Origin of the sequence: Flavobacterium sp. CF136, assembly GCF_000282055.1 — a bacterium.
Classification (GTDB): Bacteria; Bacteroidota; Bacteroidia; order Flavobacteriales; family Flavobacteriaceae; genus Flavobacterium.
Genome location: NZ_AKJZ01000058.1, coordinates 44,527 through 68,791, shown reverse-complemented (window position 1 = coordinate 68,791; position 24,265 = coordinate 44,527). Strand labels below are relative to the sequence as shown.

23 protein-coding genes are annotated in these 24,265 nt (G+C 32.5%); 12 read left to right on the top strand and 11 right to left on the bottom strand.

Annotation, left to right across the window (positions count from 1 at the left end):
• Window positions 1-200: 200 nt before the first annotated feature.
• From PMI10_RS16740 to PMI10_RS16710, 7 genes are all read right to left on the bottom strand, one after another.
• Complete coding sequence (locus PMI10_RS16740) at window positions 201-2,006, bottom strand: acyl-CoA dehydrogenase family protein (RefSeq protein WP_007810196.1); 1,806 nt, start codon at window positions 2,004-2,006, stop codon at window positions 201-203.
• Window positions 2,007-2,064: 58 nt separating this feature from the next.
• Complete coding sequence (locus tag PMI10_RS16735) at window positions 2,065-2,415, bottom strand: four helix bundle protein (RefSeq protein WP_007810194.1); 351 nt, start codon at window positions 2,413-2,415, stop codon at window positions 2,065-2,067.
• A 56-nt stretch (window positions 2,416-2,471) separates the two neighbouring features.
• Window positions 2,472-3,653: a thiolase family protein gene (locus PMI10_RS16730; RefSeq protein WP_007810192.1), complete on the bottom strand. Its 1,182-nt coding sequence runs from the start codon at window positions 3,651-3,653 to the stop codon at window positions 2,472-2,474.
• A 174-nt stretch (window positions 3,654-3,827) separates the two neighbouring features.
• Window positions 3,828-6,218 (bottom strand): 3-hydroxyacyl-CoA dehydrogenase/enoyl-CoA hydratase family protein, encoded by a 2,391-nt coding sequence (locus PMI10_RS16725; protein ID WP_007810191.1) that lies wholly within the window; start codon window positions 6,216-6,218, stop codon window positions 3,828-3,830.
• Window positions 6,202-6,669 (bottom strand): MarR family winged helix-turn-helix transcriptional regulator, encoded by a 468-nt coding sequence (locus PMI10_RS16720; protein WP_007810189.1) that lies wholly within the window; start codon window positions 6,667-6,669, stop codon window positions 6,202-6,204. Before PMI10_RS16720 ends, PMI10_RS16725 begins: the two co-directional genes overlap by 17 nt.
• A gap of 243 nt (window positions 6,670-6,912) precedes the next feature.
• The gene (locus tag PMI10_RS16715; protein ID WP_007810187.1) at window positions 6,913-7,926 is read right to left on the bottom strand and encodes a helix-turn-helix transcriptional regulator; all 1,014 of its coding nucleotides are present in this window, start codon (window positions 7,924-7,926) and stop codon (window positions 6,913-6,915) included.
• 157 nt (window positions 7,927-8,083) lie between these two features.
• Window positions 8,084-8,698 (bottom strand): HD domain-containing protein, encoded by a 615-nt coding sequence (locus tag PMI10_RS16710; protein ID WP_007810186.1) that lies wholly within the window; start codon window positions 8,696-8,698, stop codon window positions 8,084-8,086.
• A gap of 92 nt (window positions 8,699-8,790) precedes the next feature.
• On the opposite strand from PMI10_RS16710, the gene PMI10_RS16705 reads away from it, so the two are divergent.
• The 10 genes from PMI10_RS16705 (at window position 8,791) to PMI10_RS16670 (ending at window position 18,413) form a co-directional block, all read left to right on the top strand.
• The gene (locus tag PMI10_RS16705; protein WP_007810185.1) at window positions 8,791-10,068 is read left to right on the top strand and encodes a hypothetical protein; all 1,278 of its coding nucleotides are present in this window, start codon (window positions 8,791-8,793) and stop codon (window positions 10,066-10,068) included.
• A gap of 4 nt (window positions 10,069-10,072) precedes the next feature.
• The gene (locus PMI10_RS16700; protein WP_007810184.1) at window positions 10,073-11,257 is read left to right on the top strand and encodes a hypothetical protein; all 1,185 of its coding nucleotides are present in this window, start codon (window positions 10,073-10,075) and stop codon (window positions 11,255-11,257) included.
• Window position 11,258: 1 nt separating this feature from the next.
• A complete protein-coding gene (locus tag PMI10_RS16695) occupies window positions 11,259-12,158 on the top strand; it encodes a phosphatase domain-containing protein (protein WP_007810183.1) in 900 nt (299 codons plus the stop codon).
• Window positions 12,159-12,626: 468 nt separating this feature from the next.
• Window positions 12,627-13,427 carry a TatD family hydrolase gene (locus tag PMI10_RS16690; protein ID WP_007810182.1) on the top strand — a complete coding sequence of 267 codons (801 nt, stop codon included), beginning with the start codon at window positions 12,627-12,629 and terminating at the stop codon, window positions 13,425-13,427.
• Between the two features lie 104 nt (window positions 13,428-13,531).
• Complete coding sequence (locus PMI10_RS16685) at window positions 13,532-14,344, top strand: hypothetical protein (RefSeq protein ID WP_007810181.1); 813 nt, start codon at window positions 13,532-13,534, stop codon at window positions 14,342-14,344.
• A gap of 237 nt (window positions 14,345-14,581) precedes the next feature.
• Complete coding sequence (locus tag PMI10_RS16680) at window positions 14,582-15,331, top strand: nucleotidyltransferase domain-containing protein (RefSeq protein WP_007810180.1); 750 nt, start codon at window positions 14,582-14,584, stop codon at window positions 15,329-15,331.
• A 20-nt stretch (window positions 15,332-15,351) separates the two neighbouring features.
• Window positions 15,352-16,788: a hypothetical protein gene (locus tag PMI10_RS16675; RefSeq protein ID WP_007810179.1), complete on the top strand. Its 1,437-nt coding sequence runs from the start codon at window positions 15,352-15,354 to the stop codon at window positions 16,786-16,788.
• Between the two features lie 153 nt (window positions 16,789-16,941).
• Complete coding sequence (locus PMI10_RS22235; RefSeq protein WP_007810177.1) at window positions 16,942-17,094, top strand: hypothetical protein; 153 nt, start codon at window positions 16,942-16,944, stop codon at window positions 17,092-17,094.
• A gap of 102 nt (window positions 17,095-17,196) precedes the next feature.
• A complete protein-coding gene (locus PMI10_RS22125; protein WP_007810175.1) occupies window positions 17,197-17,358 on the top strand; it encodes a hypothetical protein in 162 nt (53 codons plus the stop codon).
• On the top strand, window positions 17,355-18,413 hold the full coding sequence (locus PMI10_RS16670) for a nucleotidyltransferase domain-containing protein (RefSeq protein WP_007810173.1): 1,059 nt from the start codon (window positions 17,355-17,357) through the stop codon (window positions 18,411-18,413). The genes PMI10_RS22125 and PMI10_RS16670 overlap by 4 nt, the downstream gene beginning before the upstream one ends.
• 13 nt (window positions 18,414-18,426) lie before the next feature.
• On the opposite strand, the gene PMI10_RS16665 is transcribed toward PMI10_RS16670, so the two are convergent.
• The 4 genes from PMI10_RS16665 to PMI10_RS16650 are packed head-to-tail and all read right to left on the bottom strand — an operon-like array spanning window position 18,427 to window position 21,181.
• Window positions 18,427-19,221 carry a sensor histidine kinase gene (locus PMI10_RS16665; RefSeq protein WP_007810172.1) on the bottom strand — a complete coding sequence of 265 codons (795 nt, stop codon included), beginning with the start codon at window positions 19,219-19,221 and terminating at the stop codon, window positions 18,427-18,429.
• Window positions 19,218-19,865 carry a hypothetical protein gene (locus tag PMI10_RS16660; protein WP_007810170.1) on the bottom strand — a complete coding sequence of 216 codons (648 nt, stop codon included), beginning with the start codon at window positions 19,863-19,865 and terminating at the stop codon, window positions 19,218-19,220. The genes PMI10_RS16665 and PMI10_RS16660 overlap by 4 nt, the downstream gene beginning before the upstream one ends.
• Before the next feature lie 3 nt (window positions 19,866-19,868).
• Window positions 19,869-20,546, bottom strand: coding sequence for a hypothetical protein (locus PMI10_RS16655; RefSeq protein ID WP_007810168.1), 678 nt, complete (start codon window positions 20,544-20,546; stop codon window positions 19,869-19,871).
• A 5-nt stretch (window positions 20,547-20,551) separates the two neighbouring features.
• A complete protein-coding gene (locus tag PMI10_RS16650; RefSeq protein ID WP_007810166.1) occupies window positions 20,552-21,181 on the bottom strand; it encodes a response regulator transcription factor in 630 nt (209 codons plus the stop codon).
• A 225-nt stretch (window positions 21,182-21,406) separates the two neighbouring features.
• Here PMI10_RS16650 and PMI10_RS16645 point away from each other — a divergent pair, with 225 nt between their 5' ends.
• Both PMI10_RS16645 and PMI10_RS16640 read left to right on the top strand, forming a co-directional pair.
• Window positions 21,407-22,675 carry a hypothetical protein gene (locus PMI10_RS16645; protein WP_007810163.1) on the top strand — a complete coding sequence of 423 codons (1,269 nt, stop codon included), beginning with the start codon at window positions 21,407-21,409 and terminating at the stop codon, window positions 22,673-22,675.
• 23 nt (window positions 22,676-22,698) lie between these two features.
• A complete protein-coding gene (locus tag PMI10_RS16640) occupies window positions 22,699-23,958 on the top strand; it encodes a hypothetical protein (protein WP_007810162.1) in 1,260 nt (419 codons plus the stop codon).
• Window positions 23,959-24,265: the final 307 nt, after the last annotated feature.

Genomic DNA, 24,265 nt, shown 5'->3' with positions numbered 1-24,265 from the left:
ATAAGTCATATAAGAAAATTTAAGCGTGTGTTTAGAATGTGTTTTTAGTTAAAATATAAGAAATTAGAATTTGCAGACAATATCGACAAAGTATATTAAATGAACTTATATGACTTATATGGTGAAAAAATAAAAAATAAACCCGCACAGTTTCGGACTGTACGGGTTTAGACAAATTAAATGCTAAAAACTATTTTGTATTAGAAGCAGTATTCGTTTTCTGCAACTAATTTAGATGTAATTGTTTCTCTTAATGCTACTACGTTTGGCATGTTTGTGTATTTTGTAAAACGGCGTAATCCCATTAGCATCATACGTTGTTCATCACCTTCAGCAAAAGAAATGATTCCTTCTTTTCCTTTTTGAGTTACAATATCCACTGCTTTGTATAAGTATAATTTTGCCATGGCAATTTGCTCCTGTACTTTAGCTTCTCCTTGATTTTTGGCTAATTTTTCAGTTCTCAGAATAGTACTTTCAGCCATATAGATTTCGATTAAGATATCAGAAGCAGCCATTAATAACTGTTGATGAGCATCTAAATCCGGACCATATTTTTGAACTGCGCTTCCGGCAACCATTAAGAATACTTTTTTCAGGTTGGCAACAATTCCTTTCTCTTCTGCAAATAATTCAGAGAAATCAGGAGTATCAAAAGATGGAATCCCCATTAATTCTTCAGAAACTTTCATTGCCGGGCCTAATAAATCAACATGGCCTTTCATTGCCTTTTTGATTAGCATACCAACAGAAAGCATTCTGTTAATTTCGTTTGTTCCTTCATAAATACGAGCGATACGGGCATCTCTCCAGGCACTTTCCATTGGAGTGTCTTCAGAGAATCCCATTCCGCCAAAAATCTGAATACCTTCGTCAGCACAATTCTGAACATCCTCAGAAACGGCTACTTTTAGGATAGAACATTCGATAGCATATTCCTCAACACCTTTTAATTCCGCTTCCTGATGAGAAGTTCCTTCTGCTTCACGAGCAGCAATTCTGTCTTCGATATCTTTAGCAGCACGGTAAGAAGCACTTTCGCCTGCATAAGCGCTTGTTGCCATTTCAGCTAATTTATAACGAATAGCTCCAAAACTTGCAATTGCAGTGTTGAACTGGATTCTTTCATTAGCATATTTTACAGCTCCCGAAGTTACTCTTCTCTGTGCATCAAGACAGGCAGCCGCTAATTTAATACGGCCAACATTCAACGCATTCATAGCGATTTTGAAACCGTTTCCTCTTTCAGACAACATGTTTTCAACAGGAACTTTCGTATCATTGAAGAAAACCTGACGAGTAGAAGAAGCACGAATTCCTAATTTATGTTCTTCTTCATTCATAGAAATTCCGTTTGAAGGATCATTTTCTACAATAAAACCCGTAATGTTTTTATCATCTCCAATACGGGCAAAAACGATGAAAACGCTGCAGAAACCTGCATTCGAAATCCACATTTTTTGTCCTGTAATTTTATAATGTGTTCCATCTTCAGATAAAACAGCTTTTGTTTTTCCTGAGTTCGCATCAGATCCTGCGCCAGGCTCAGTTAAGCAATAAGCTCCAAACCATTCACCGGAAGCCAATTTTGGAACGTATTTTTTCTTTTGTTCTTCGGTTCCGTAAAGTGTAATTGGCATAGTTCCAATTCCTGTATGAGCACCAAAAGCAGTTGAGAAAGATCCGGTTGCACCGGAAATGTAATCGCAAACTAACATTGTAGATACGAATCCCATTCCTAATCCGCCGTATTCTTCGGGAACTGCAACTCCAAGAAGTCCCAGTTCACCTGCTTTACGCATACTTTCTTCTGTAAATGCGTAATCTTTTTTCTCAAAACGATTTTTGTTAGGCCAAATTTCTTTGTCCACAAACTCTTTTACAGAGTCACGCATCATTAATTGCTCTTCCGAAAAATCTTCTGGTGTAAAGATATCTTCGCACTTTGTTTCCTTAACTAAAAACTGACCACCACGGGTTACGTTTTTTTCGATTGTATCTGCCATTTTTATTTTTTTTAAGAGAAAAGAAAATAGAATAAAGAGAATAGATTTTAGACTGGACTTATTTTAAGCCGTTTTGAAAACCCATTGTCATTCTTTGAAATTCTTCTATTTTAATTTCTAATTGGTTAAATTGTATTTCGTTTATATATTTTCTGTGAGTAGCAATTAATAATTGTGTAACGAGTTCAAATGAAGAACCTAGAGAAATGTCTAAAAAATGACTGAAAGATTTATCAGTTCTTGAAGAACCTTCAGCTATATTACTAGGCATTGAAACAGAACATCTGCTTATTTGAGAACTTAAATCAAATCTTTCATGCTTCGGAAATTCTAATAATAAATCTGAAATATCATTGGCTATTGAAATTCCAATTTGCCAAATTTTCAGATTTTTATAATTATGACGCATATTAATTCTTTGTATTTAAGTCTATTCTCTATATTCTTTACTCTATTTTCTCTTTTTTAAAGAACCTCGTAAATCCCTGCAGAACCCTGACCAGTTCCCACACACATGCTCACGATTCCGTATTTACTACCTCTGCGTTTCATTTCGTCGAATAACTGAACAGAAAGTTTCGCTCCAGTACAACCAAGAGGATGTCCTAAAGCAATAGCTCCACCATTTACGTTTACGATATCCGGATTTAAACCTAACTCACGAATTACAGCCAAAGACTGAGAAGCGAAAGCCTCGTTTAATTCAACCAGGTCAATATCTTTCAATTCTAGACCAGCTTGCTTCAACGCTTTCGGAATAGCTTTTACTGGGCCGATACCCATAATTCTTGGCTCAACACCAGAAGAAGCAAAGTTTACCAAACGCGCAATTGGCTCCAGTTTTAATTCTTTAACCATGTCTTCACTCATGATTAAAACAAAAGCAGCACCATCACTCATTTGTGATGAGTTACCTGCTGTTACGCTTCCGTCGGCAGCAAAAACTGGTTTTAAACCTGCCAGAGCAGCAACAGAAGTTCCGGCTCTTGGACCTTCGTCTTGTTTTACAACATATGATTTAGTTTCTTTTTTACCATTTTCATTGATGAAAGTCTGGTCAACAGTAATCGGAACGATTTGTTTGTCGAATTTCCCTTCAGCCTGAGCTTTTAAAGCTTTCATATGAGAGTTATAGGCAAACTCATCCTGATCTTCTCTTGAAACATTATATTGTTTGGCAACCGCTTCAGCAGTTAAACCCATTCCCCAGTAATAATCTTCGTGACCTGCTGCAGCAACTTTATAATCCGGAGTTGGTTTGTAACCTCCCATCGGAATAAAACTCATACTTTCGGCACCACCGGCGATGATACAATCTGCCATTCCTGATTGGATTTTAGCAGTCGCCATTCCGATAGTTTCTAATCCGGATGCGCAATAACGGTTAACTGTTACACCAGGAACATCTTCTACTTTTAATCCCATTAAAGAGATCAAACGTCCAACGTTAAGTCCTTGTTCTGCTTCCGGCATGGCATTTCCTACCATCACGTCATCGATACGTTTTTTGTCAAAATCAGGCAGTTCATCCATCATAAACTGAATAGTTTCTGCTGCTAATTCGTCAGGTCTTTTAAATCTAAAAACCCCTTTTGGTGCTTTTCCAACTGCTGTTCTATATGCTTTTACTATATATGCTGTTTTCATTTGTTTTGTTTTTTAAGATTATAGAAAATAGATCATAGAAAATAGACTTTTACTTTGTCTCAAAATCTATATTCTTTTCTCTTTATTCTATTTTTTAAGAGTATAGAAGATAGAGTATAGAAAATAGACTTTACGCAGTCTTAAATCTATATTCTATTCTCTTTGTTCTATTTTCTAGTTACGAAGTGGTTTTCCTTTAGTTAACATATATTGAATTCTTTCTAAAGTCTTACGCTCAGTACAAAGAGATAAGAAAGCTTCACGTTCGATATCTAATAAATATTGTTCAGATACTAAAGTAGCTTCAGATAAATCACCTCCGGCCATTACGTAAGCCAGTTTGTTAGCGATTTTTTTATCGTGCTCAGATATGTATTTTCCAGCTTCCATTTGATCCGTTCCAACTAAGAACATTCCTAATGCTTGTTTACCTAAAACCTTAACATCAGTTCTTCTGATAGGTTGTGTATAACCTGCTTCAGCCATTAACAAAGCATGTTTTTTAGCTTCAGCAATCTGACGATCTTTGTTTACTACGATGATGTCTTTACCATGCTGCAAAAGTCCGGTATCAAAAGCTTCATAACCCGAAGTTGAAACTTTTGCCATAGCGATTGTCAGGAAATATTCTTGAAGAACGTTCAATTCCACATCATTTTTACGGAATAAATCAGAAGCTCTTAAAGCCATTTCTTTAGATCCGCCACCACCAGGAAGTACACCAACACCAAACTCAACCAATCCCATATACGTTTCTGCAGCAGCGACCACTTTATCAGCGTGTAAGCTCATTTCGCATCCACCGCCAAAAGTCATTCCGTGAGGTGCTACTACAACTGGAATAGAAGAATAACGAACGCGCATCATGGTGTCCTGGAATAATTTGATTGCCATGTTCAATTCGTCATATTCCTGCTCAACCGCCATCATGAAAATCATTCCGATATTAGCTCCGACAGAGAAATTCGCTGCCTGGTTACCAATAACCAAACCCTGGTATTCTTTTTCAGATAAGTCGATTGCTTTATTGATTGCCTGAAGTACATCGCCACCAATGGTATTCATTTTAGATTGGAATTCTAAGTTCAAAATTCCGTCTCCTAAATCCTGAATAATTGCACCGCTGTTACTCCAAACTTTTTTGCTTTCGCGGATGTTGTTCAGAATAATGAATGAATCTTGTCCAGGAACTTTAGTTTGAGATTTATTTGGAATATTATAGAAATAAGAAGCTCCTTCTTTAACAGAGTAAAAGCTTTCGCTTCCGGAAGCTAACATTTCTGTAACCCAAGCAGCTGGTTCTAGGCCTTCTGCTTTCATGATTTCGATTCCGTTGACAACACCAATGGCATCCCAAATTTCGAATGGACCATTTTCCCATCCAAAACCGGCTTTCATCGCATCATCAATTTTGTATAATTCGTCTGAGATTTCAGGAATTCTGTTTGATACATAAGCAAACATTCCGGCGAAGCTCTTACGGTAAAATTCACCCGCTTTGTCTTTTCCTTTAACTAAAACTTTAAAACGATTGATTGGTTTATCAATAGTTTTTGTTAGTTCAAGTGTAGCAAAATTTGCTTTTTTAGCAGCGCGGTATTCTAATGTATCTAAATCTAAAGAAAGAATATCTTTATCTACTTTTTTGTAAAAACCTTGTCCTGTTTTGCTTCCTAACCAATTATTTTCCATCATTTTTGTGATGAAATCAGGAAGTTTAAACAATTCGTGTTGTTCGTCGTTCGGACAGTTTTCGTAAATACCGTTGGCAACGTGTACCAAAGTATCCAAACCAACAACGTCAACGGTACGGAAAGTAGCCGATTTTGGACGCCCAATTACAGGTCCGGTCAATTTATCAACTTCTTCAATTGTTAATCCCATTTCTTTTACCAAATGGAATAAACTCTGGATTCCGTAAATACCAATTCTGTTTCCAATAAACGCAGGAGTGTCTTTAGCAACTACAGAAGTTTTTCCTAAGAATTTAGAACCGTATTCGTTTAAGAAATCCAATACTTCAGTTGAAGTTTTTGGACCAGGAATAATTTCAAATAATTTTAAGTAACGCGCAGGGTTAAAAAAGTGGGTTCCGCAGAAGTGTTGTTGAAAATCTTCGCTTCTTCCTTCACTCATAAAATGAATCGGAATACCGGAAGTGTTAGAAGTAACCAAAGTTCCCGGTTTACGGAATTTTTCAATTTGTTCGAATACTAATTTTTTGATATCCAGACGTTCAACCACAACTTCAATAATCCAGTCCACATTGGCAATCTTTGCCATATCGTCAGTTGTATTTCCAGTCGTGATTCGGCTTGCGAATTTTTGACTGTAAATAGGAGAGGGTTTCGATTTTAATGAGTTTGCTAAGTGCTCGTTTACCACCCGGTTGCGAACAGCTTTACTTTCAAGTGTTAATCCTTTTTTAGCTTCAGCTTCTGTCAACTCTCGTGGAACGATGTCAAGCAGTAAAACTTCAACACCAATATTGGCAAAATGACAAGCTATCCCTGAACCCATAATTCCGGATCCAATTACAGCAACTTTCTTAATTGTGCGTTTCATTTTCTATTTTTTCTGTTTGATTAAATATGTTTTTATCCTGAATTAATTCATTTATGATTTCAGAAACCTCAATAAAATGTTTTAGTTTTTCGTCAGAAACATGTTTTTTCACCGTTTCATTAAATTTCAAAACCGTATTTTTAGATAATTCCCTTTTTTCTTTCCCATGCTCGGTTAAGTATATCAAAACACCACGACCGTCGCTTGGGTTTTTTTTACGAACAATAAGACCTTTATCCTCCATTGATTTTAATGTTCTCGTTAAGCTCGTAGCTTCCATGCCCATTCTTGGCCCCAAGGCTGTAGATGGAGTTCCGTCTTCCTTATCTATACTCAAAAGGGCAAATCCTGTTGCCATAGTGGCATCGTATTTGGCAGCTTCCTCATTATACATTCTGGAAACGGCCTGCCATGTAGCTCTTAAAATATAATCTATTGTTTTATCTTTCATAAGTAACTATATCGATTTCAAATATAATCAAAAAATACTATGCATGCATATAATTTTATGATAATTTTTTAATTAATGAAAAAATATCTCTGAATTAGAGGTTTTTTAGGTTCTTTTTTTAATTGAAATATACTATTCTTTTTTAAGTTTTAATGAATTTATGAATGTAAAAATTGCTGTTACAACAATTTAAATTGTTATAATTCCTTATTATATAAAAGCTTGTTTTTGTATAAATAAATTTTAAAGATCATACTTAGCCAATGCTTTTTGAAGTGTTTGCTTCATTCGTTTCCGTAAATTTTCAGGTCGAAGAACCTCGATTCCATAGCCAAAACCTAATAAAAGACGTTCCATTTCGTAATTGGGAGAGATGAATAAATGAACAATAATACTTTTATCTTCATTTTCTGTTATTAGTCTTTGTGTATGATGTAAAGGTTTGGTCAATACATAAGGAGCATTTTCAGCATCTATCCAAAGTTCAATTTTTCGAGGCTGTAAACCAGAATTTACCGTAACGCCAATTATATTCTTATAGTAAGATTCTGCATCAAAATCTTCTTCTAAATATGGAAGATTAAAATCGTAATCAATAGAAATAATTCTGTCAAGCGCCAGATTGGTAATAGGCTGAGAAGCTTTTGTTTTTCCTATCAAAAACCATCTATTATTAAATTCCTTCAAAATAAAAGGATGAAAATTAAATTTAGTTTCTTCTCTTGATTTAAATGATTTATAAGTAATAACAAGAACCACTTTCTTGATGATCGCCTGATAAATTTCATCCAAATAATGTAACCCTTTCAGATTTTCATTTTTATCCAGATAAATAACAGGTTTCGTATGTGACTTCTCCGAGTAAATTTTATCTTCCAAACGCTGCAGAATATCCGATACATCACTGAATAAAGAAAAGTCCTTAAACTGTTTCAGCATCGAAACCGTTTCGGTCAAAACATTCATATCGGTTTCTGTCAGCGGAATATCGGTTATCGAAAATTCGTCGTCTTCATATTTATAATACTTTTTATCATAAACGACAATCGGCGCATTATAACCCAGTTTTTCGCTGCGCATCAACTGAATATCCATCTGAATCGTTCGTTTGCTAATTGGATTTTCCCGGCCTTCATATTCAAATAAAGCTTCAGAACAGCATTCGATCAAATCCTCTAAAGTCCATTGCCTGTATTTATTCTGCAGGCATTTGTCAATCGTTTTGTACCGAATTAAGGCGTTTTTATTTTGAGACATAGTTTAGGTATTGATCGTTTTATTATTTTCAATTTTCCATTCCAATTTTCTGTAGAGACGCACAGCAGTGCGTCTAACATATGTAACCACAATTTATTCACATTGCGAAAGACGCACTGCTGTGCGTCTCTACATAAATAGGTCGTGAATATGTTTTTTAGGTTAATAATAAAATCTCTTTCTCAATATTCATTCTTGCTTTTTCTTCATATAATTTCCTGAATTCATCAGTTTGAAAAATAAATTTATTCTCCAGAAAATGCTTCAGGGCTTTTGCGCGTCCGGGTTTGTAGAGAAAATCAGGATAAATGCGGTATTCTTTTCTGATTTGCTCAAAATAAATTTGATATTCATTCCAATCTCGAGCGAGAATTTTCAAATCAAAATCGATTAACCAATTAATATCTTCAATTTCATTATGCTGATGTAATTGTGTTGCACAAATAGTATCAAAAACCAAGATTTTGTCTAATGTCTCATTATTAGATAGAACTTTAAGTGCAAATTCAGCACTTTTGAGTTCATTATCTTTTTTTGAACTTGAATAAACAAAATCATGATAAAAAATAGAAAATAATATTTCATTCGGATTTTGAAGATGATCACGATAGGTTTCAAAACTTTCAATCATAGCTGCAATATGCTTCAGGTTGTGATAATGTCTTGATTTTTTGGAATATGCCTTTTCTAAATCGTCCCATTTTTGCTGAATAGTATTTTCTTCGAAACCAATATTCAGCAATAAATCGGTATAAATTTCCTTTAGATTCATATTGTTTTTACTCAAAAGTAAGATTCTTTTTTTACTACGCAAAATAATTGCGTAGTGGGAAAGCTATATTTGTCAAACAAAAAATAAACGCAATGATTATCAAACTTAAATCAGAGAATAAATATTTTTTAGATATCCTTTATAAAAATCCAAATACGGATCAGGGACTATATTTGAAAGAATTAAAAAACGGAATTGTGATTGGAAATGTAGTTTCGGCTTCTGAATATCATTGTGTTTTCCTGGATGACAAACATAGTTATTTACCTGAAGAAGGAAATCAAATCGACTTCCAAAGCTATTGCAGTCCATTGTTGGCTTTGAATATATCTACCGAATTTTTTAATCATTTATATAAAGAAAATGCAGGTTTAAGTGAAACAATAATTTCCTGGTTAGAAAAAAGCTATGACGAAGTTGATACTGAAAAATGTACTATTGAAGTGGCTACTTTTTTCATCGATTCGGGTTGGTATAAAAATGGAAATTATCTTTTGTCAAAATACATTGATGGAATTTCACTCCAGCATAGAATAGGTAATAATTACGAATTAAAGATAGAAGGTTCAACCGTTAGAGAAGCTTTGCAGAAATTTTCGCTTGTAGCATTGTTTTCGCACTTTACCAACAGGTATGCCGTATACACTTATATTGATGATTATTTTATTCAGAAGCATATTACGATGTTTACCAATCTTGCCGGAATTCCTTATTTTGTTTTTTATCTTTTTATTAAAAGAATTATGCGTTCGCCGGTGCAGTTTGAGAAATTCAAACCACAGTTAGAAGCGTATTTTGATAATGAAGTTCAATTTGTTTTTACAGATACACATCAATCCAGAAAAGAATTTATTTGCAGTAAAATCAATTTTGATGAGCCTGTGTTAGATTTTGGCTGTGGTGAATTACAATATTTCAAATTGTTGCTCAAAAGAGGATTTACACAGGAATATTATGCTTATGATGAGGTTGATTTTAGACATATTGCAGATAAAATTCAAGCGGTAGAAAAAGCAGATAATTTGCACTGGATTGAAAAATTAGAAGATCTTAATGATTTCGAGGGACAGATTATTTTGAGCGAGGTTATCGAGCACAATTCTTTGGAAGAAGCTAAATCATTACTGACCTGGATTCGTGATCATACAAATTTTACCCAATTGTATGTTACAACGCCCGACAAGGATTTTAATGTAAATTATGAATTAACAGAAGAATTTAGACACGATGATCACGATTTTGAACTTTCGAATATGGAGTTTGTGAAAATGATAAATGAAATTTTTCCAAATCCAAAATCATTCTTTGGAGTAGGAGATTGTGTAAAAGGAATTTATCCGACAAGCGCAGTAATCATTCAAAAAAAATAAAAAAATGTTAGATTTTAAAGTAAGAAACAGAATAGAGTGGTTTTGCAAAAACAAGATAAATGATTTTTCGCCAACCATTTCGCCGGCTCCAAAAAGTAAAACTAAAAACGAAATAGAAAGTATTGCAGAAGCTATTAATTATTATTTAGACAAAGGTGTAAACGAGTTTGTGGTTCAAAAAAAGTACATGGGTTCTTATTGCACCATTTATCTAAAAAGGAATCTTGAAGAAACCTATTTTGTTTCCCGAAATGGTTTTAAAATGGATCATATTGATGTAGAAAAAGCGATAAATAGTTTAAAGGACCTACACACAAAAATGTTGATTCAGTTTCCTGATTTCGAAACACTTTTAATCGCTTCAGAGTTGTTGCCCTGGAAAGTTTTAGGCGGCGGTTTAATCGAGAAAGAATTTACGGGATATTATGATGCTTTAGAAACACATAATTCTTATTTGAAATCTTCGGGATTACTTGAAAAGCTTGAAAGTGTAAAAGAATCGGAGTTGTTTAGAACCTACATTTCAGATAAAAAAGAGCTTACGAGAAAAGAATTTGGAAGCAAATATAAAACACACATAATTCGTCAATATGAAGCTTTGGCAACTGTTAAAATTCCTGATGTAAGAAAGCAACAGGACTCTTTAAAGGTGTTTAAAAACCAAATAGATACTTTTGGGAATGATGGAGAAATTCACTTTAAGCCTTTTACAATTTTAAAAATTGTTACTGTTTCTGGCGAAGAATCGTTGCCAAATAGTAATTTAACGTATGGATTGGTGAATGATGATGCTTTTTTGCATTTGGAATTTACAATTTCGAATAAAGAAGAAAAACTAGAAGAAATTTATTCTTTTTTCGAAAAATTGACAACGGCAAATGAAGAAGGTATCATGGTTAAGCCCGTTAAAAATTATATTAAAAATTTGCCACCCTGCTTTAAAGTCAGAAATAACAATTATCTGACGATGATTTACGGAGTGAATTTTCATCAGGATTTTGATCATTATATCGAAAAAAGGAACGTAAAAAAGAAAATGGAACAATCGGTGAATGGTTGGGAAATCAATCAGAAAATGCTTCAGATTCCGTATAAAGATTTGGAAGAAGAGAATTATTTGATGCGTTTATTGCTTTTGAAGCGAATCAACAATGAAGAAATAGAAAAAACATTAGATCCAAGATTATAAAATGAAAAAGATACCAACACTAACGATATTAATTGGTTGTCCAGCGTCAGGAAAAAGCACTTATGCCGAATGGAAAGTAAGAACAGAATCTAAGACGATGAGAATTAGCCGGGACGAAATCAGGTTTTCGCAATTTCAGGAAACAATGGATCCCGCATCAGAAACTATGATTTCGAAAATGATTTTGACTCAGGTTAAAACCTTACTCTCAAATGGATGGAATGTAATTTTAGACAACTGTAATGTCAAGTTGGATTACATCAAACAGCCAGTAAGTGATTTTTCGGAAATGGCAAATATTGACTTCAAATTGTTTGATTTGCCATTGGAAGAACTTTTGGTTCGAAATGAAAAAAGAGAACGAAAAGTTCCCAAAAAAGTGATTGAGAACATGTATCATCAATTGCAAAAGACAAAAGAAAAATTTGATTTTAAACCGATAAAAAAAGTGAATAAAAACCTGGAATATTGTAATCAAAATCCTGATTTGCCCAAAGCAATTATTTGTGATCTTGACGGAACACTGGCTTTAATGAACGGACGAAATCCTTTTGATGCCAGCAAATGTGACGAAGACGAAATCAATAATCCGGTAGCGAATGTATTGCGAAATTACAAGAAATTAGGTTATGAAATATTATTGGTTTCGGGAAGAGAAGACCGATACAAAGATCCTACGTTACGTTTTCTTGAAAAACACGAAATCGAATACGACGACCTGATTATGCGTAAAACAAAAGAGAGCCGGAAAGATTCGATTATTAAAACTGAAATCTATAACGAGTTTATCAAAGACAAATACTTTGTAGAATTCGTTTTAGATGATAGAAACCAGGTAGTGGATACCTGGAGAAATGATTTGAAATTGCCTTGCTTCCAGGTATATTATGGGGATTTCTAAAAAAGGTTCAAAGGCTCAGATTCACAAAGGCTTGGAGGTTTAGGTCTGCATAAAAACCTTTGTGACTCAGCGCCTTTGGGAGATTAATAATTAAAACATTCTAAAAGACGAAGGTTCAAATCCTCCCTGCGCAACCCATAAGCCGCGGTAGTTTAGTTTGGGCAAACGTTTGGATTTAATTTTTAAACACATAGACATAGTTTTTTTGAATAAAAGATATAGAGAGAGAAAACGAAAGTTTTGTCACATAGCGGTTTCGCGACCGCATATAAACGTAGAGGCGCACAGCAGTGCGTCTACACAATATATGTAAACCAAAGTATTTTCACATACCAACGATGTGCCTTAATGCAAAGTGAAACGCCTTTTACAGACTCTCAAAATTCTATGATTCTATGTGTTAAAAACAAACACACAGAATAAAAAATAACAATAAAAAATAAGTTCCATCAGGAACAAATAATTACAATGAATGCATATATAGATATCGGAATTAATTTAACCAATAAACAATTCCACAACGACATAGACGATGTCGTACAAAATGCCTTAGATGCCGATGTATCGCAAATGATACTCACCGGAACAAGCGTAAAAAACAGTGAAGCAGCTGCGCAAATGGCAAAAGATTATCCGGGAGTGTTGTACGCAACAGCCGGAATTCATCCGCATGATGCGAAAAGTTTTGATGCGCAGAGCATTGCAAAACTGCGGAATTTATTAAAACAGAAACACGTAGTTTCGGTAGGCGAGTGCGGACTCGATTTTGATCGTGACTTTTCGCCCAGAAATATTCAGGAAACGTGTTACAAAGCCCAATTAGAATTAGCGATTGAAGTTCAGAAACCTTTGTTTTTGCATGAAAGAGCGGCTTTTACTAAGTTTATGGACATTACAAAAGACTATCTGCCACAATTGCCAAAAGCCGTCGTACATTGTTTTACCGGAAGTCTGCCCGAAGCCAAAACCTATCTCGATAACGGATTCTATCTTGGTTTTACCGGAGCAATATCCGACAGTAAACGTTTTGAACATTTAAAAGAAGTGATTCAGTACGTTCCGCTTGACCGAATGATGATCGAAACTGATGCACCTTTCATGCTCCCAAAAAATGTCACGAACAGTCTTTTGAAAAAATACCACGAACGCCGCTGCGAACCTGCTTTTCTGCCTTTTGTTGCAGCAACTGTTGCGCAGTTTAAAGGAGTTTCGGGAATTACAGTTGCAGAGGAAACAACAAGAAATGCTAAGAACTTTTTTGGAATTTAATGTTTTCTAACAGCTTAGTTCATAAATAAAAGTGTCTGCATTTTTTTATATCAGAATAGGAGAGGAGACGTTTATATTTGTTTAATTTGCCTAAAAAAGACCGAATGAAATTTATAATAAACAGAACCATAATCCTAAAGTCGTTTGTTGCTGCAATAGCCATATTAGGAATTAAGAATTTTGTATTCAAAAACCTTTCTCTTTACGGACAGAATTTTTACGATTTGATAGAACTGTCCGATATTACGATTATTTTTACAGGAGCCTTTTTTGTATTCGGATTATTATTGGCCGCAACCATGACCGATTTTAAGGAAAGTGAAAAAATCCCGGGCGAAGTGGCTTCTAATCTCGAAGCGATTAAAGATTGGATTTATCTGGCTTTGAGAGCACCAAGAACCGGAACTTCCGATTTGTGCAGGGAAGAACTAAACAGTGCTTTTTTGCGTCAGGAAATGATTGCGATTACCGATGGCATTATTGCATGGATCTATTCCAACGAAAAAGATTCTAACGTTATCTTTCCCTTAATTCGGAAATCAAATGAGATTGCTTATTATTTTGCCGAAAGAGGTGTCGACAAAGAAGCCATAAAAGGCATACAGGAAAATACGAATGCAATGCGAAAACAGCTCACCCGTGCCTATTCGATTTCGAGAAACAACTTTATCCAGCCGGCCTATACCCTGCTTCAAAGCATTTTGTTTATCGTGATGTCGCTTTTACTGATCAGCAAATTCAAAAGCCCCTCAGCCGATTATCTGGTAACTTCTGCTATTACGTTTTTATTTTGCTATTTGTATTTATTAATTAGCGGTTTAGACGATCCTTTTGATATTTTGAATGGTGATACCAATGTCGATTTGAAACCCATTGACCGATTCAAACAACGATTGGTTTCGGATTTTTTGGTTTAAAGGGATTTTGCCAGAGAAAGCTGCTGAAGAAACAACGAGGAATGTTAAGAGCTTTTTTACCATTTAGGTTTAAAGAAGCAAAGGTGCAGAGACACAAAAGATAAAACTTAAAACGTAAAGCATAAAATAAAACTTTGCGGCTTCGCGCCTTTGCGAGATTAAAAATATACCAGCTTTAAAATCACGTGTTACTACTTGGTTTAAAGCTTTTTTGTTTATTTATATTTGAAGACAATCATGAAAGAAAAAATACTTAAGAAATTAAAAGAAATAGAGAAAAGCAAGAACATAGAAATACTCTTTGCTGTAGAATCAGGAAGCCGTGCCTGGGGATTTGCTTCTCCGGACAGCGACTATGATATCCGTTTTATATACAAACACAAACCCGAATATTATTTATCACTTTGGGAAAAACCAGACGTAATCGAATTCATGACTGAAGACGATCTGGACGGTTCCGGTTGGGATTTACGGAAAGCCATAAAATTGTTAGCAAAATCTAATGCACCTTTGATCGAGTGGTTGTTTTCGCCTGTGGTGTATTACCAAAATGATGATTTTGCAATGCAAATGCAGGAGGTAGCCGTACAATGTTTTTCGCCAATAGCTGTTTTGCACCATTATTTAGGAACGACAAAGAATTTCATGGAAGTCTGCGAAATGGAAGAAGTAAAACTAAAAAGTTATTTCTACGCGTTACGAACTGCTTTAGCCGGAAAATGGATTATAGAAACGAATACTTTTCCGCCCGTTGCTTTTGCCGATTTATTGCCAATTGCACCACAAAACATAAAAGAAAAAATAATAGAATTACAAAATATAAAAGCCAACCAGGACGAAAAGTATTTACATCCAAAAGAAGTTTTAATAACTGATTTTTTATTGGAAACGGTTAAGTTTAATCAGGAGAATGCAAGTAAGTTGGGAGGCGGGAAGAAGTTGAATGAGGAGTTGGATTTGTTTTTTAGGGGTCAAATTATATCATAGTTAATTAAATAAAATTGAACATGAAAGAAAATAAAATTTCCCTTTTTTATAATAAAGGGCCTTTGTCATTTATAAAGGATTTTGAGGAAACAAAAAAAGGAACGTTTATAAAATTAAAATCATCTTTAAATGGTATTAATGATGTAGACTTATCATGTGATAAAAAAGAGTTTAGAGTTAAGTTTGATTTTAATAAATTTTATAAAGGCGAGAGAAATCTCGGGATTGGTCAGAAAATTGAAAGAATAAAATTTGATTACGGAGAGAAAATAATTGTTTTTAAAAGTCTCTATATTGATACATTTTCAAATGAAAGTTTAGAAGCTTCAATTAATCAATTATATAGCGAAGGATTTTCAAAATCCAAGAAACAATATTTCAAATTGGTAATTCCATACTCTAGCTCCTTGAAGATGCATTTTCAAATTGAAAATATACTATTTTTAAATGATAGCGGAACAAATTCCAGTCTGGCTACAAAAATTAATTTAAACGATGAGGAAATTTTTATTTTAGAAGATAAAGATGAGTTTAAAAATAGATGTATAATCATTGAATCCAAGAAAAAACAAACGTATGAGGAATTTAGTAATAAAACTTTTGCGATTAGAGTTGCTCTAGGTTATGTGACAGGTTACTTCCCAGGAAATAAGGGATATTTTTTTTCTTATTCAAATTCAAAAATGGATATATGGAAAAGTTTTTATTTTTCAACTTTAAGAGATGATTTAAAAACTTTAATGAATCCTATTAATACAAATCCACATGCTTGGGTACATGGATACTCAAAACAAGCTGAAAAACTCTCTAAACTAAAAGTATACAAAAAGCTTGAAATAAAAAGCTTTTCTTTATTATGTAATCAACTGCTTGTTGATGATAACTTTTTAGCAACAATTTTATTAATTATTGAATCTACGAAAGCTAGTTTAATTTTTAGACCAGGAGGATATTCAATTGCTTTAGAAACCTTATCAGATATTATAATTGGCAATGAAAAGGAAAAAATTGCACCAATTAATTCAAAAAAAGATTTTAAAGAACTAAAGGCTGAACTTTTTGAGATTTTGTATAAACATTCAATAAAAGAATCCTTTATAGATATCAATACTTTAAAAGTAAGATTAGATAATCTTAATCAAATAACAAATTTAGAAAGCTTAAAAAGACCTTTTTCTATTTTAAATATTGAATTATTAGATGAAGATATAAAAGTAATTAGATCCAGAAATGACTTTTTGCACGGTAGAGTACCTGATTTTAATAATGCAGGAGTAAATCGATCAATTGACTCAAAAGATTATGATTTATTTTATGCTAGTGTAAGATTATATACTCTATTAAATCTTTTAATCTTTAAAATGATTGGTTTTGATAGTTATCTTCTAAATTTTCCGAAGATTTATGAGAGAAATACTAAATTTAAAGTCAAAGAAGATTTTTACAGAAAAGTTTAATAAGATAAAAACAAGGGATGAATTATTCCATCTAGATAAGAACAATGACTATCCAACTCCTAAAATCCCAAAACCTAATCCTTTTCGAAGTTATTTCAGGAAGTAAATCTTTTGGGTTAAATTGATGTTTTAGTAAAAAAACTAATATAAAACATGAACTGTAAATTAACATTTAAAGAAAGAGCCGAGATAGGTATGAAAATGCTAGCCAAGCAGAGACCTGTTACTTTAGAACAAGCAAGAGCACAGGCAAAATGGCTTAGCGAAATGAGTACATCAAAAGAAAAAAGAAAAGAATTTAAATGACCATCCAACTCCTAAAATCCCAAAAACTTAATCTTTTTTCAAAGTTGTTCTTGGGGTTTTTGTTTTATTTTAGCACTTGTTAGAACGTTAATAAAATAAAAAATGAAAGTAGAAGACCTAAAATATGAAACAAAACTGGAAGTTTTACTTTTGATAGAGCAAAATAATATTCCAGAAGCAGTTTCGATAGTTCATTCAGAATTAAAATGTGGTTTGAGAGTTGCTAAAGAAATTGTAGATAGTTTAAGAAATCAATTTAAATGACCATCCAAACCCTAAAATCCCAAAACCTAATCCTTTTCGAAGTTATCTCAGGAAGTAAATCTTTCGGGTTAAATACACCAACATCAGATACCGATATCAAAGGCGTTTATTATTTGCCAAAAGAAAAGTTCTTTGGGTTAGATTATATTCCGCAGATCAGTAATGAAACGAACGATGAGGTGTATTATGAGATTGGCCGTTTTGTAGAATTACTGCTTAAAAACAATCCCAATATTCTCGAAATTTTGGCTTCACCGGAAGATTGTATTTTGTACAAACATCCATTAATGGAGCATTTGCAACTAGAAGATTTTCTATCTAAACTCTGCAAAGATTCTTTTGCCGGTTATGCCGTTACGCAAATCAAAAAGGCGAGAGGTTTAAACAAGAAAATCGTAAATCCAATGCCAAAGGAAAAGAAAAGCCTTTTGGATTTTTGTTATGTTTTAAGAGGTTACGAAACGGTTGCATTATCTGCATTTCTACAGGAAAATAATTGGAATCAGGAACAAGTAGGTTTGGTAAATCTTCCCAATTCAAAAGGGATGTTTGCGATGTTTTATGACGAGAATAAAACTTTAGGATACAAAGGCATTATTCAGAAAGAAAACTCTAATGAAGTTTCGCTTTCGTCAATTCCTAAAAACGAAAAGTTACTTGGTTATTTATCCTGCAATCAAGACGGCTATTCTAAATATTGTAAAGAATACACCGAATATTGGAACTGGATCGAAAAACGAAATGAAGATCGCTACAATACGAATCAGCAGCACGGTAAAAATTACGATAGCAAAAACATGATGCATACTATCAGGCTTTTGCAAACTGCCGAGCAGATTCTGTCAACAGGAAAATTAAATATTCGGGTTTCAAATCGCGAGGAATTACTCGATATAAAAGCCGGAAACAAAGAATACGATGATTTACTTGAAATGGCTGATACTTTAATTGCTTCGATCGAAAAGTATTATGAAACTTCAAATCTACCTGAAAAACCGGATGAAGAAAAGGCCATTCAGATTTTGATTGAAATTAGGGAAGAGTTGTATAAATAGAAAAAGCGCCTTTTTAATACTGTAATGGATACACAAATAACAAATGTGACCCTTTTTGACCAGGAACAATCTCAAAAGTTCCATTTATAGCTTCCATTCGCAAAGACATATTGGTTAAACCATTTCCTTTTTGAATAGTATCCGATAATCCAATGCCGTCGTCCATTACAGCAATTTTAAAAGAAGCATCGGTTTGCTCAAATTGAATATGGATGTTCTTTGCCTGACTGTGTTTGTACACATTATGAACAGCTTCTTTAACGACTAAAAAAAGGTTTCGTCTTGCTTTTACGGATAAAGTAGTTTCTTTTTCAATAATTTTCGAATCCAATTGTGAAGCAATGGAGGTTTTATCCAAAAAACGTTTGACATACAAACTTGTATATTCTATGAAATTGCCAATCGTATCATTTTCTGAATTCAAGCTCCAAAGAATTTCACGCATGGCTAAATTCATATCTTCAGAAGTATTTATAATCGCTTCTAAATCTTCGGTATAAGTTTCTTTGGGCATTTTATACTTTAAAAACTCAGCCTGAAGTTTTATGGCAGAAATTCCGGCACCTAAATCATCATGCATATCTTGTGAAATACGTTCTCTTTCTAACTGAATCGCTTTTTGACGCTCTAATTCTTTTTGCAGCAATTGGTTTTTAAATTCGCTTTCCCGTATTTGATCTTCCTGCTGCTGAATCAGTTGTTTTTTATTGTAAATAAATACAACCAGAATAATGAAACACACAAAAACCAGCATTACGATGATGGCAATGATGTAAGTGAGTTTTATTTCTTGTGGGAGCTGGCTCATTTATTTAGATTTTTTGCAATTGTTTCATATTTCAAAAGCGCGTAAAAAAATAAAGCATACATAATTAAATTTACTGCGGAACCAATTTCTCTTAAAATGCTTAAGAAAAGCTGATCTTCTTTTTCGAATAAATACATTGGTGTAAATCTAAAAATGATATAAGTACTCCAAAAAAGTAAAGCCGTTGCAATCCAGAAATTAGGATCATTTGTTATTTTTCCCTGGACAGGAAGTTTTAATTTTTGGAAAAACCATAAAATAGAACTAAAAATATAGAACAGGGCGACTAAAATTCCTAGTTGAGGTAAAAATTGCTGACTTAGAAAATCAACAAAAAACAAAAGATATAATAGAAGAAATAAAGAGACAAAAATTCCAATTCGCTTAAAAATTCCAATATAAATTCTGGAGAAGTAGATTCCAAAAAAGAGAACACAAAATATAGCATAAACATTGAAGTAAACAGCAAAGTCAAATTGCTTCAAATGTGTTTTAAGTATTCCGAAAATTTCTAAACAAAGAGTAACAATTAAATAAAACACTAAATAGTTTTGAGCTCTAAGTGAATACTTAGAACCCAAAACTATAGCTTTGGTTGTTGTGATAACTAAACAGCTTATATACAAGAGTAGAAGTATCTCCATATTTTAAGGATAAACTGTTCCAAAGTCGTAACCAATACTAATTAACTCATTTTTATTTGAATCCTGTACTAAAGTATTATGAACACTTATACCAATACGATCATTCATTTTAGTATCAGCACCATAATCTTTAAAAACGAAATAATTAAATACAAATCTTTTGCTGTCAAAAGTATTAGATAATAAATTTCTTATTATATACCTAATTACATCATCAATATCATATTTTATAAATTCAGTACATGGTTTATTCGTATGTTTCTTTATTTCTTTTGAAGTTGTTGCATTGAAATTATCTTTATAGGATTTAAATTCATGTCTGTTGCTTTTTACAAGTATGCCCTTATCATTTAGAGTCCAAAACAAATCTAAATCACGATCAATTGTACCATCTTCAGTAATTTTTGAATTTGAAAATGAAAAGCCAATATTTATATCTAAATCTTTAGCTTTTTTTATTAAATGAATTTTTAAATCTTTAGCCCCATTCTCAAGTGAATGATAGATTGCTCTTACAAAACTTTCATTTTCTATAAAAACTTTCTTTTTTTTAATTTTTACTTTTTTTTGAAGTTCTTCAAACGCTAAATCATATTTTTTTTGATTTTCTTCACTAATTCGTTTTACAAAATCGTGTATTTCTAAAAATTCAAATAAATTTTTTAATTGTTCATTATCCATAATTTCTAATTTTTGTTGTTAAACTTGTTAATTGCTTCAATTTTGTTGCTTACCTGTAATTTTCTGTAAATATTGCCAATATGTTTTTTGATAGTATCAATTGTGACATTTTTCTTGTCAGCAATTTCTTTGTAGAGAAGTCCTTGCGCCAGCAATTCAAGAACTTCTTTTTCGGTTACCGTAAGTAACATTAAACTTTGTACTTGTACTTTCGATTCCTGAAAATGTTGTAAAACACGCTTGGCAATAGCAAAACTCATCGGAGCGCCTCCTTTATGTGCCTCCAGAATGGCCTGGATAATTTTGTCCAAAGGATCTCCTTTTACAAGGTAACCACTCGCACCCGCACGCAAGGCTGAAAAGATTTTTTCGTCATTTTCAAAACTGGTGCACATTACGAAAGTAGTACCCGGCATTAATTCTGTTAGTTTAAAAACAATATCAATACCTGATAAATCCTGCAGTTGAATGTCCATTAAAACCACGTCTGGTTCCAGGGCTTCCAATTTTTGCAAAGCATTTTTACCATTAAAAAATTGAGCCACACATTCCATATCTTCCTGAAAGTCGATGATATTCTTCAACGCCTGATTATAATTTTTATCATCCTCTACTATAGCAACTCTTATTTTCATGGTGTTACATTTTCTTTTACAAAGTTGGGATATAAGTCCATTGAGCGCAATTACCCGTTTGGGTGATATTTGAAATTAAGCTGAACTTAATATAAAATTTAACATTTAATAAACTTACAAAAAAAAAGATAATAATGTAAGAAATAAAAATATCACCCAAACGGGTAATTGATTGATATGGTGTTCTGTAAATACATTTGGTACATAACTAAAAACATAGAAATCATGAAAAAATTATTTTTATTACTCCTAATTATGTTGCTTTCATATAATAACATAAAAGCACAAACTTCAGGTGCTGCTGCTTTAATTGCTCTGGATGAAATTGATGCCATAGTATCTAAACAAATTAATTCAATAGATAATTTAGTCACAAATGCTATTGGAAATTCGGGAAATATGATTCTTTCCTTAACGGCCAGATTAAAGAAAGATATAAATGAAACAATTGGTAATACAGATAAAGTATTACGTGAAAATCAACAAAATTTATTTAATCAAATATTGAACTTATCTGAAGAATTCAATTTAATAATTAAAGAAAGAATTGGTGAAATTGATTTAATATCAAGTAAAATTTCACAAGCGGCAAATGATTTTCTAGTAAAAAAGAAAGAGCCAAATATTTTTAAATTTGAAACGCCACCATTTATACTAGATTATACAAAAGAATATCTTATAAAAATTAAAGGATCGAGTTTCGACAGATCAGAATCAATTGCAATTATTATAAATGGAAAACGTTACGAGCCAGTTCAATCTAGTCATGTAGAACTAATTTTTAAAATTGATTCATCCCAAATTAAACCAAAATTAGAAGAAAATTATTTTAAAGCTAAAGTAAGTTTTGATTATCGTTCAGGATTATTCAAAAAAGAAAAAAACAAATCTGAACCATTTATTATCCCTATCATTCCTTTAAATGTAGGAAAGGCTACTGTATTTTATGAGCAAGAATTACCAGAAAGAAGATATACTGATTTTATCTCCTATAGTTGCGATTGCTCCACAGGAGCCAGTAATTGGAAAGGGGATAAAAGGCATGAAACTACATCTTTTAATTTTAATCCTTCTGGAGGTCGTCTATTTGATCCAAATTCTATAAATATTACTGAATGGTCTAGACGTTATGATGGTAGCTATAGTTTTGATCATAAAACAGAGCAACAGATTAAAGGGGAAATATCCTGTTATTCTAAAGGTAAACCATTTGGTGGCGGTGGTTTTTCAAAACTAACTTTTGGTTATAAAGAATATGATATCATTTATAAAATTTATAAAAACCAAACTGCTTATAAGGAAATTTCATCTATTAATCCTGTAATATTTGAATTACCTGATCCAGTTGATAGTAAAAGACCAAATTTAAGTTATGTGAAAATTTTAACTTATGATAATCGAGAAATAATACTTATACCTTCTGTATCAAATATCTTTTTTAAGGTAAACATAAATCCAGTTACGGATGATGTTGTTGTAAGATGGGCAAATTAAAAACTATTAAAAAAAACAACATTATGAAAACAAAAATTCTATTTATTCTAATTGGTTTATTTACGGTTAGAATGCAAGCGCAAATCCCGACTTTGGCTGAAAGAAATTTTACTATAAAAAAAGAGAATACTAGTAATGAAAGTTATAACAATCTAGCCAAGATAATCACTAATGAAATTGAAAATTTAAATAATAAAAATAGTGAATTAAAAGACTCTATTAAGGAAAGAAAGAAACGTTTAAATGGGATGGTGTTAATAGAAAGTACTATTAAAAAAACTAAATTAATTGATAAATCAAAAACAGATAGTATTACAATTATAGAAAATGCGAAGAAAATTGCTGATTTTAATCAATTGCAGAAGTTGGTTAACTCAAACATTTCGAAAACTAAAAATGACTACCAATCTATTTACGATTCTCTTTACAAGAATAAAATTAAAGATATAGAAAATTTGATTAATGAAAAGAAAATAGAGATAGGTACAATGAATAATATTGAAGAAGTGAGTAAAGAGATTATGGTAATTGAAGGCCTTAAAAAACAAATCAAAAGTTTAGAATATGAATTAAAAACAAAAAATGTAATGTATAATTGGTTTCCATCCACAAAAAACAAATATGGAAATGTTTTTTATAAACAATTTTATGATATCGAAGATAATAAAACTAGTTTTTTAAATTCTTTTGCTCTTAACTATAATGATTCAGGAGGCGTAATTCAATCGGATGTGATAGCAGACACTTTCGGCTCTTTACGAATTAGTTTTGGGACTTTTTTACAATCCAATGCAGAAGCACCCATAGATTCAACAGAAAAAGAAGAACAAACCGAAAGCAAACAATTGGAAGCATTACTAAACGGAGGTGGAAACTTTTATATTCAAAATGTTTTGCCTGTATATTTCAAGACTAATGAATATGCAACATTTTACGCCTATGTCAACAATAGAACCGCTTTTGGAGTAAAAGGACTTAATGATGCAATAGATACGAGCACTTTTAATTCTTCATTGGGAGCTAATCTCTATATAGGATTAAATTCTGATGACAAGAAGTTCAATGCATTTCTTCAAACAGATTTCAATATCATTGTGGCCTCACAATCGGTATATGATAATTTACAATTAGTAAAAAAGCAACCTTTCTTTCAAGGTAAATTAATTTTAGGACTAACTTTTTTAAGTCAATTTAGAGTGGCAGCTACCTTAAATTCTTTTGGTAGTGATGTAGCACTTAGATCAGGAAAGGTTACGATAGGAATTCAAATAATATCTAAATAATCGATTCTTAAAATGAAAAAAGGCTTACTCAATTAAAAATTAATCCGAATAAAGATTTTGTAGGTTTTGAATTTATCCAAAGTAAAGACAATAAGTTCGGATAAAAGAATCGAAGAAAATTAAGTAAAACAAAACATAAAAGCAGGAAATAAAGAATACAATGATTTGACCCGAAATGACAGATAATTTAATTATTTCAATTGAAAATCAATATCAAACTTCGATTTTACCTAAAAACCAGATGAAGAAAATGCAAATTCAAATTCGGAAAGAATTATAGCAATAGAAAGACAACAAAATCGCCCAA